Here is a 10,000-nt window from a genome sequence, read left to right as displayed (position 1 = left end):
GCCAAGGCAGGGGGACAGAAAATTGCCGTAGTCGTCAATGTCCCGACCAGCAGCATGGCACGTGAAGCCGATTTACTTCTCCCAACCCATGCTGGCCCTGAAATAGGGGTCGCCTCGACCAAGGCCTTTACTTGCCAACTCGCGGTTTTGGCCGCTTTTGCCACCCTTATTGCAAGGGTCAAAGGACAAATCACAGAACAAGAAGAACAGGACATCGTCCGCCATCTTGCCGAAGCCCCTGCGGCACTCAATGCCGCGCTTGCCTTTAACGACAAAATCGAAAATGTGGCAACGGCAATCGCGCCTGCGCGGGATGTGCTTTATATTGGACGCGGGCCCGATTATCCCTTGGCGATGGAAGGCGCGCTCAAATTAAAAGAGATCAGCTATATCCATGCCGAAGGTTACGCGGCAGGTGAAATGAAGCACGGGCCTATCGCGCTTATCGATGACAAGGTGCCGATTATCGTTCTTGCTCCATCAGGGCCTCTTTTTGAAAAAACCGTTTCCAATATGCAGGAAATGCAGGCAAGGGGCGGCAAAGTTATTCTGATTTCCGATGAAAAAGGCATTCAGGAAGCTGGAGAGAACTGCCTTGCGACTTTGACGATGCCAAAGGTGCATCCTCTGATTGCCCCGATCGTCTATGCTATTCCGGTGCAATTACTGGCCTATCATGTCGCCGTTATCAAAGGCACCGATGTCGATCAGCCCCGAAATTTGGCCAAAAGTGTAACGGTCGAATAGTAAATTTATACCGACTGATAGTAAAACTATATTTTTCTTAACGGCGGCTTTCCCTAATTTGGTTGTGACGGAAACATCCCTTTTCAAAGGGGTGTTTCTTTGCAATCGGGGGCAAAGACAAATCTAGGCGAGAATTCTCCCGCTTCTGTCTTCCCGATTGTCCGACAACGATACAAAACGGGAATGCCTATGTCCGCCCTTCATGCTTTACAGCCGCTCTATTCACTTTCTGGCTTGGTGATCGGTTTTCTGGTGGGCATGACGGGTGTCGGCGGCGGTTCCTTGATGACACCGCTCCTTATCTTGCTCTTCGGTGTTCACCCCCAAACGGCTGTCGGAACGGATCTGCTCTATGCGTCTGCAACCAAATTTGTCGGAACGGGGATTCATGGTTTCAAAGGATCGGTGGATTGGAAGGTTGTGACCCGCTTATGCGCAGGCAGTATTCCGGCCTCTATCCTCAGCTTGGTTTTCCTGCATTATCTCGGCATGCCGTCTTCAACGACCTCACGCGTCATTTCCGTCACTCTAGGCATCGCTTTGCTGCTGACCGCTCCCAGCGTTCTTTTCCGTGAAAAGATCAGAGCATGGGCAAGCCGCCGCAGCAAACCTTTAGGCGAAAAAAGCACCGCCTTTCTAACGGTTTTTCTCGGTTTTCTGCTCGGTGTCTTGGTGTCGCTGTCATCGGTCGGGGCGGGGGCTATCGGTGTCACCGTTTTGATTATGCTCTATCCGACTTTACCGACTGCAAAAATTGTCGGCTCCGATATTGCCCATGCCGTGCCATTAACCCTTATCGCCGGATCAGGTCACTGGCTGATGGGGGCTATCAATATCCCAATGCTCTTGTCTTTATTAGTCGGCTCAATACCGGGCATCATCTTGGGCAGCCTCTTTATCGGTAAAGTCAATGAAACCGTGCAACGCTCGGTCTTAGCAACCATTCTTTTGGTTGTGGGTTTACGCCTCGTCTGATTTAAATCTGATCCATTCCAAACCCCAAAAACCGGATAGCCCAAGCTGTCCGGTTTTTCTGTATCAATCCCCCGCTTTAAATTCTTCTCTCCAGCCCTTTTTCCAGCATACCTCAAAAAATCTCAAGCCAAGTGCTTTTTATAAAGGCATAACAACCTTCTCATCGGATAGATTCAACAATATTTTTTTGAGAAGCACGGCCAAAATTTGCCGTTGTTCCGGCTCAAGCACGGCCAAGACCTCATTTTGAACCTCGGTATGTGTTTTTACGGCTTGTTCAATCAAAGCCTTGCCTTTTTTGGTAAGGGCAACCTGCGAACTCCGCTTATCTTGGCTGTCGGCCATACGCTCGATCATACCGGCGGATTCCAACCTGACCAAGCGATTGGTCATCGCTCCCGAAGTAATCAAAAGAGAACGATATAACTCAGTCGGGGTAAGCCGATAAGGGCTTCCCGATCGCCGCAGGGTTGCCAGAACATCAAACTCACCCTCTTTGAAACCATATTGAGATAAAGCCTCACTTCTCAAGCGTTCTAAATGTTTTTGGACACGGATCATTCGACCGAAAATCTCCATCGAAGACGCATCCAATTCAGGCATGACATCAGCCCATTGGGCTACCACAAAATCTACGTGATCTCTCATAGGATTTTCTTTTTGGGCTTGTCATGCGCCTCACGCAAGCCGCCTTCAAAGATATCCCCTTGCAACTATCTTAACGTTAAGATAGTTTTATAGAAAAGTCCTCTTATAAAGGAATATCGATGGCCTTTTTCTATCACGGCAGGGATCGCTACTATTATTTCGATATTGGAACAGGTGAACCTGTCTTGTTCCTGCATGGATTATGCAACAGCGGAAGAGCATGGACACCCCAAGTCGCCGATATGGTCGATCGAGGCTATCGGGTTATTATTCCCGACCTGCTAGGGCATGGGGCATCTTCTCTCTTGGATCGGGAATTTACCCCCAAAGATCAGGCACAAGCCATGATGGCCTTTCTCGAATATCTTGGGTTAAAAAGCGCGATTGTCGTCGCTTTATCGCTTGGCGGCACGATCGCTCTCGAAATCGCGACAAATTATCCGGCCAGCGTTGAAAAATTGATTGTAGCAGGCAGCTTCCTGACAATGGCAACATCCGATCGGCAACAGATGCTTGATACTTGGATTGAGACGCTGCGCCAAGAAAATGGCGGTATCGCGCGCTTTGAATCCGGTTGGCTGGGGTTGGTCGGGCAAAAATTTGCGAAAACCGCTTCCGGCATCGCTTGTTATCAAGCATGGCAAGCACAAGCGGCCACACAAGACACCCAAAGCCTTATACAATGGTGCGAAGGCATGAAACGATATGATAGCCGCCCCAATCTTGAAAAGATAACAGCCTCAAGCCTGATTTTAGCGGGTGAAAAAGATTCCATGAGTCCGATCAAGGAATCACAAGAAATCGCCAATTTGATTAAATCAGCGACCTTTAAAGTGGTTGCTGGCGAAGGCCATGTCTTCAATGTCTCCAGCGCCTCCGAATTTAATGATTACCTCCATGATTTTCTGAAAAGAGGCCATGCATGAAAAACCGTCCGTCGCCCACGCCCATAGGAGGTGCCATTCTGGCGATATTGGTCGGTCTCAATCTTCGTCCGATCATGGCCTCCATCAGCCCACTACTCAAAATACTACAAAGTGATCTGACTTTGGACAGTAGGCAAGCCAGCTTGCTCACCACACTTCCGGTAATGATGATGGGCTTGTTTGCTTTAGCAGGGGCATGGTTACAAAGGCGAATGGGCGAGAAAAAAGGCATTGCCCTCGGATTACTCCTTATCACGCTAGCCAGCCTGAACAGATTTTATACGAATAGCGCCACCACACTGATTGTAACCGCAGCCATGGGCGGCATCGGCATTGCGCTTGCTCAAGCCCTGATGCCCGCTTTTCTAAAACGCCGTTATCCCGATAAAGCGGGTAGCTTGCTCGGCCTTTTTACGACAGGTATTATGGGCGGGGCAGCCATATCTTCTGCTCTATCCGTTCCTCTGGCACATCTCTTCGGCTGGAGACAAAGCCTCGCGCTCGCGGCCATTCCAGCGATTATCGCTTGTGCCTTCTGGGTTATTTTTGCTCATAATCCAAAGAAGCCTAGTTCTTTGACTGGTGGACTACCTTTTAAAAAGGGGCGGGCATGGCTGTTGATGGCTTTTTTCGGGATAGGCACCGGTGCTTATACCTTGGTGCTGGCATGGTTGCCGCCCTATTATGTTGAATTGGGTTGGCCAGCTTCCTATGCAGGCTATCTTCTTGGAATCCTCACTCTGACCGAAGTTCTGGCGGGTTTATTGGTCTCCAGTTTGATCCATCACTTTCCCGATAGAAGAATACCGCTCACCATTGTCATTTTACTGACCTTGCTCGGCCTTGGCTGCTTAATCACAGCCCCTCTGTCTCTGGCCTTTCTGGCAACAATTTTATTGGGTTTAGGTATTGGCGCTTTATTCCCACTATCGCTGATTGTGGCCTTAGATCATACCCATTCACCAAAAGAAGCCGGTTCTTTACTCGCCTTCGTCCAAGGCGGCGGCTATTTAATCGCGTCATTCATGCCGTTTTTTGCGGGTATTTTGCGGGATGAAATGGCCTCTCTTCGCTTAGCATGGGCAGGGATGGCAGTCGGTATTGCTTTATTGCTTATCTTATGCCGCCCTTTTTCTCCAAAAAGAGATCACCTCTAACCTATCACCTAAAACAGGCTCCATCATCGAGCCTGTTTTCCATAACAAGGCTTATGACATAGCCATCCTCGGCCATTATTTCACGGAAAAAACCTCCCCCATATCCTTTCGTGAAATAGCCACATCTCGGTTTTTAGCCTTCTTTTTTATGCCCCGTCCTTTAAAAATACCGCCGTGACAGGCTTGAATTTTACGCCTCACCTTATTCTCGCATTTAGGGATTTCCTTCTGAAATCCGCCCGCTTTCACAGATTAAATCCAACAAAGCATCAGAGGCCTTACTGCGATAGCGCTCTTTATGGCGTAAAGCGAAAAATGGACGGGGCTTTAAATCCAAATCAGCCGCATGAAGAACACCCGCCTTAAGGGCAGGAGCCACCACAAAAGAAGACAAAGCGGTTATTCCGGCTCCGGCCTCCACGGCGGTTCGCACGGATTCATTGGAAGGCAAGACCAAAACCATCTGCAAGCTGTCAGGATCAACGCCATAGAGGCGTAAAAATTGATCAAAAGTTGAACGAGTGCCGGAACCCTTTTCACGGACAACCCAACTGGCAGATCGCAAATAATCTGCATCAATATCCTTTTCAGGAAAAGGCGTAGAGCGCACTAATAACAAATGATCCTGCCCAATCGGCCATTGCGCTAATAACGGATGATCAACTACGCCTTCAACAAAACCCAGATCGACACGCCCTTGCTCAACCTGCAAAGCGGCCTGCTCGCTATTAGCAATAGCAACATCCAAATCCAATAAAGGATAACGCCTCCGAAAATCTAAAAGAAGCGGCGGCAACCAATAAGAAGCGATGGTTTGACTGGCAACCAGACGCAAAACACCCCGTTTCAAGCCGCCAATTTCTTTCAACATCACTTCGGCTGCCTCGGCGCTTCTCAATATCGATCGGGCTTCTTCCAGAAAAAGTTGCCCTGCCTCACTCAAGGAAATACCGCGCCCGATGCGATGGAATAATTTCACGTCATAGCGATTTTCTAAAGCCGCAATCGCCGAAGAAACCGCCGACTGGGACAGATGCAAATCTTGGGATGCCGCAGTCATATGCTGGCGCTCTGCCACGCTGACAAAAATACGGAGCTGTTCAAATGTCATCGCCGGATGGCCTATCATTCATCAATAGAAGTGATAGGAATAACCTGAACTATCTGTTGGAAAGATGAATATCCATAATTTATCCCAAAAGACAGCCAAGGCATGCCCGCCCGACCATAAAAAAGGCGTTCCCTTTTCTTATACAAAAACACAGGGATTCCTCGATGCTGTCTTTTACAGAATTATCCGCGCTTTGCCTGTTCCTGTTTTCAAACAGCATCACGCTGGGGCCCAATAATGCCCTGCTTTCGGCTTCATGCTTTCATTATGGCTTTAAAAAATCCCTACCCTTCCTCGCTGGGCTTTGCTGTGGATTTTTCTTTCTGGCGCTTTTGGTCGGATCAGGATTCAATGCTGTTTTCCAACATTTTCCCCAATGTTATAAAATCATGCAAATTCTATGCGTTTTGTATCTTCTTTATCTTGCATGGAAAATTGCCACATCGAAAGGCAGAGAAACACCCACAAGACAAAAAGCCTTTGGCTTTTTCCAATCTTTCGCCTTACAATTTATCAACCCCAAATTATGGTTGGCGGCAACCGGTATGGCGTCGACTTACCTCCCCACAGGCTATGCCTTTGCTGACTTGCTCAAAGCCACGCTTATAGGGATATTGATATTACTCCCTTGTAGCCTTCTCTGGATGCTTTGTGGCAGCATCTTGCATCAATGGATGAAACGCCCTCTTCTTCTCCGGTTATTCAATCTGACGATGGCTGCTTTACTGCTGTTGTCACTTTATCCACTCACCGCCAGCCTCATCCCATAACCGCTTAAAACCTCCAGCCACTCATTGCTTTTCATCGGAAAGCATGCCTTCTTTGGCCTTCGGTGAAGCCGCGTCTTTCTTGGCTTCTTCAGCGGCCTGATAGAGCATCGCCATACCTTGGGCATGATCATCCAGCCTATCGTCTATCTCGGCAAAGGCTTTGTCAAAGGCCTTACGATGCCAATAAATAGCCTGTTCTTGGTTTTTCTCGACCCCGATCCCTTTTTGATACAGGTCAGATAAAATGATTTCGGCGGGTTTGTAATGATGGCGTGCTGATCTTTCATACCATGAAAAGGCTTGCTTCAAATCCTTTGGGACGACCTGCCCTTTAGAATACATATCACCCAATTTCATTTCAGCATCATAGGCTTGGGTATGATAAAAATCAGCCGTTGCCTTGCGATACCAGACCAAGGCCTGTTTAAAATCCTGCGGCACCCCCAAGCCACTATAATACATATTCCCGATAGCATTTTCGGCACGACTGTCATTTTCAGCAGCCGCTTTCTGATACCATGCCAAGGCCTTCGGATAATTTCGGTCTAATTTCTGACCTTCAAAATAAAGATCACCCATCACGGTCGCTGGATTGTCAAAATGATGTTTTGCCCATGCCTTTTGATAATATTCGGCGGCTTTATCGTCATCTTTCTGGATGCCTTCACCCTGATGATACATCAAAGCCAATTGATCTTCAGCCTCTTCCATGCCCTGATTGGCCGCTTTTTCACACCAATAAAAAGCCTTTTTATAGTCTTTTTCGGTGCCTTCGCCGCGATAATAGGCCATCGCCAGATCAATCTGCCCTTGAATATTGCCTCCTTCTGCGGCTCGATTATACCAAAAAACAGCTTTTTGGGGGTCTTTTCCTGTCCCTTGACCGTCACGATAAAAGCGCCCTAATGCGCTCTCCGCAGGATGAAAACCATGATTGGCTGACTTCTCCATCCAGTAAAAAGCGGTATCTGGATCGATCCGTTGATTGCCATTTTGGGGATTATAGAAACGAGCCATATTATATTCTGCGAAAGGATCACCCAGACGAGCGGCTTTTTCTGTCCAATAAAATCCGGCTTTTTGATCAACCTCCCCGCTATCGCCACTATAATACATTTTTCCCAAAAGAGCGGCCGCTTTTAGATGCCCCTTCTCGGCCGCATCCTTACACAAAGAAAAGGCTTTTTCGTTATCTGCTGCATATTGCGGTAAATTCGGGATACCAGACAAATAGACATTGGCCATTTGGAATTTGGCCTCTAAATCACCCCGATCAGCGGCCTTTCCCATCCAATAAAGGGCTTTTTGCTGCCCTTCTAACGGTGCTATTTTATGTGCCAAGGCTCTTTGATGATAGATTAAAGCTAAATCTCTTTGTGCCGAAACCACGCCCTGATTAGCGGCTTTTTCTGTCCAGTAAAAAGCCTTTTCAAGATCTTCAGGGATACCCTTTCTTCCGAAATGATAGATATTTCCTAACAAGGCTTCCGCTGCGGGATAGCCTTGTTCCGCCGATTTTTCTATCCAATAACGCGCCTGAATAAAATCCTGCGCTGTTCCAAGACCTTCATGATACAAAGCCCCGAAATTATATTCTGCTTTCGGATTTCCGCCAGAAGCTGCTTGCTGCATTTTAATAAAGCCACGGGTTTGATTGGCCTTATCGGGACTTTTTAAATTACGCATCACCGGCTGAAAGGCTTGAGAGGGGATCATGACCGCAGGCGGGTTTGTCTCTGCCCAAAGCGGAGCCACCCCCATCGGCGCAGACAAAAGCATCGTGACCTTCATCACCCAAGAACAAGCGGCTTTCATACATCCCCCCGATAGAAATATTTTAATATCATTGAATAATGGTATAATTTATCTAAAAAATAACCTAAATATTTTTGTCATTATTACAAACAACACTATTCTAGGCTATCTCTTCATTTTGTTTTATCTATCCTCAAAATCTAATTTTATTCAAAAATTTTATAAAAAAGGCATATTACGCTAACTCTGAAAGACTCTTAACAAACGATTTTTTAAAAAATTTGTATTTTAATATTTCAAATAAAATATTCAAAATAACTTTCAATCAAAATAAAATAAAAAATTCTCTATCTAGATAAAAATAATAAATAGGAATTAAAAAAATATCATATCTTTCTTGCGCCCAAAAACAAAAGACGCAAAAAAAGATCGGTTTTTTCCGAAAAAAAGCTATTCTGGCCTTTGTCAAAAATTGCCTTCAGGAAAACTTTATGGCGCTTATTCTCGCTTCTTCCTCTAAAATCAGATCAGCCCTTTTGACCGCCGCCGGTGTCCCTTTTACTGTCCAGACAACCGAAGTTGACGAAACCGCGATCAAAGAAAAATGGCAGGCTGAAAAGCGGGATAACTGCCAACTAGCGCTCACCCTTGCCGAAGCCAAAGCACAGGCTGTCGCCAGCCAATATCCTGATGATCTTGTTTTAGGCTGCGATTCAACCGTGATGACAAAAGAAGGTGCCTTGTTGAACAAACCTGTCAGTCGACAAGATGCCGCCGATCATCTCCGGTTATTGGCGGGAAAATCACATATATTGACCAGTGCCGTCGCCATTATTGAAAAAGGCAAAACGGTTTTTCGCCATCACGACAGCGCGACTTTGACGATGCGCGCTTTTTCAGACAGCTTTCTCTCTCATTATCTTGATCAGGAATGGCCAGAAATCGGCTATTGCGTCGGTGGCTACCGCCTTGAAGGCCTCGGTATTCAACTTTTTGAAGCTATCCAAGGCGATCATTTCACGATTATGGGGCTTCCACTGCTTCCTTTGCTTGCCTATTTGCGCAAAGCCTCAATAGTAGAGGCATGAGCAATACAGAAAATAAACGCCCCGTCCCCGCAACTGCTGGTGTGATCGGTTGGCCAATCGCCCATAGCCAGTCTCCGGCACTCCATCGCTTTTGGTTGGAAGCCTGCGGCATCAATGGCGATTACAGTCGTTTTCCCGTGCATCCCGACCATCTCGCCCAAGCCATCAAGGCGTTACCTGCATGGGGGATGCGCGGGGTCAATGTCACGGTGCCGCATAAACAAGCCGTCATTCCATTACTGGATGAAATTGACCCGCTGGCTGAAAAAGCAGGCGCGGTCAACATCGTCAGAGTAGCCGAAGATGGCCGTTTGCAAGGCTATAACAGCGATATTACCGGCTTCATGGAAGCGCTTCAGCCAGCCATAAAAGCCCAAGGCCAAGGCTTAAGGAAAGCCTTCATCGTTGGTGCGGGTGGTGCCGCTCGTGCTGTAGCACTGGGACTGACCGAGGCGGGTTTTACTTGCCAGATCGTCAACCGCAATTTTGAAAAAGCCCGCGCTTTGGCAAGAGATATCGGGGCATTACGCGGCGATATCGAATTTCACAGTCTGGAAGACAATCGCGAACCCGAATTTACGCTTCAAGATGGTGAGTTAGGGGTAATCGTCAATGCCACAACTTTGGGGATGTCTGGCCAGCCACCGCTTGATCTCAGCCTTGAAAAGGTCGATCCGCGCAGCCTCGTCTATGACATCGTTTATGTTCCTTTGGAAACGCCCTTATTAAAGGCCGCAAAAGCCCGCGGGATGCAGACAATAGACGGTCTTTCGATGTTGATCGGGCAAGCCGCCGCGGCTTTTGAACTCTTTTATGATCGTAA

At 47.4% G+C, this 10,000-nt stretch carries 10 protein-coding genes; 7 read left to right on the top strand and 3 right to left on the bottom strand.

Features of this window, described 5'->3' with window-relative positions; genetic code table 11:
- A partial coding sequence (locus tag LDL18_RS05250; RefSeq protein WP_296507485.1) for an SIS domain-containing protein occupies window positions 1-747 on the top strand: 747 nt, incomplete at its 5' end.
- A gap of 189 nt (window positions 748-936) precedes the next feature.
- Entirely contained in the window at window positions 937-1,722 is a 786-nt protein-coding gene (locus LDL18_RS05245) for a sulfite exporter TauE/SafE family protein (protein WP_296507484.1), read from the top strand.
- Between the two features lie 138 nt (window positions 1,723-1,860).
- On the opposite strand, the gene LDL18_RS05240 is transcribed toward LDL18_RS05245, so the two are convergent.
- Window positions 1,861-2,370 carry a MarR family transcriptional regulator gene (locus tag LDL18_RS05240; RefSeq protein ID WP_296507482.1) on the bottom strand — a complete coding sequence of 170 codons (510 nt, stop codon included), beginning with the start codon at window positions 2,368-2,370 and terminating at the stop codon, window positions 1,861-1,863.
- A 119-nt stretch (window positions 2,371-2,489) separates the two neighbouring features.
- Here LDL18_RS05240 and LDL18_RS05235 point away from each other — a divergent pair, with 119 nt between their 5' ends.
- Both LDL18_RS05235 and LDL18_RS05230 read left to right on the top strand, forming a co-directional pair.
- The gene (locus LDL18_RS05235) at window positions 2,490-3,296 is read left to right on the top strand and encodes an alpha/beta hydrolase (RefSeq protein WP_296507480.1); all 807 of its coding nucleotides are present in this window, start codon (window positions 2,490-2,492) and stop codon (window positions 3,294-3,296) included.
- A complete protein-coding gene (locus LDL18_RS05230) occupies window positions 3,293-4,453 on the top strand; it encodes an MFS transporter (protein ID WP_296507478.1) in 1,161 nt (386 codons plus the stop codon). The genes LDL18_RS05235 and LDL18_RS05230 overlap by 4 nt, the downstream gene beginning before the upstream one ends.
- A 214-nt stretch (window positions 4,454-4,667) precedes the next feature.
- Here LDL18_RS05230 and LDL18_RS05225 read toward each other — a convergent pair whose 3' ends face one another.
- On the bottom strand, window positions 4,668-5,564 hold the full coding sequence (locus tag LDL18_RS05225) for a LysR family transcriptional regulator (protein ID WP_296507476.1): 897 nt from the start codon (window positions 5,562-5,564) through the stop codon (window positions 4,668-4,670).
- 164 nt (window positions 5,565-5,728) lie between these two features.
- Between LDL18_RS05225 and LDL18_RS05220 the strand changes: the two genes are divergently transcribed.
- Window positions 5,729-6,334: a LysE family translocator gene (locus tag LDL18_RS05220; RefSeq protein WP_296507475.1), complete on the top strand. Its 606-nt coding sequence runs from the start codon at window positions 5,729-5,731 to the stop codon at window positions 6,332-6,334.
- Window positions 6,335-6,355: 21 nt separating this feature from the next.
- Here LDL18_RS05220 and LDL18_RS05215 read toward each other — a convergent pair whose 3' ends face one another.
- On the bottom strand, window positions 6,356-8,149 hold the full coding sequence (locus LDL18_RS05215; protein WP_296507473.1) for a tetratricopeptide repeat protein: 1,794 nt from the start codon (window positions 8,147-8,149) through the stop codon (window positions 6,356-6,358).
- Between the two features lie 431 nt (window positions 8,150-8,580).
- On the opposite strand from LDL18_RS05215, the gene LDL18_RS05210 reads away from it, so the two are divergent.
- Complete coding sequence (locus tag LDL18_RS05210; protein WP_296507471.1) at window positions 8,581-9,177, top strand: nucleoside triphosphate pyrophosphatase; 597 nt, start codon at window positions 8,581-8,583, stop codon at window positions 9,175-9,177.
- A partial coding sequence (aroE, locus tag LDL18_RS05205; RefSeq protein ID WP_296507469.1) for a shikimate dehydrogenase occupies window positions 9,174-10,000 on the top strand: 827 nt, incomplete at its 3' end. The genes LDL18_RS05210 and aroE, both read left to right, overlap by 4 nt.

The organism is Zymomonas sp., assembly GCF_020216885.1.
Taxonomy (GTDB): domain Bacteria; phylum Pseudomonadota; class Alphaproteobacteria; order Sphingomonadales; family Sphingomonadaceae; genus Zymomonas.
Note: the sequence above shows the minus strand (reverse complement) of the source record. Positions and strands in the feature narration are given on the sequence as shown.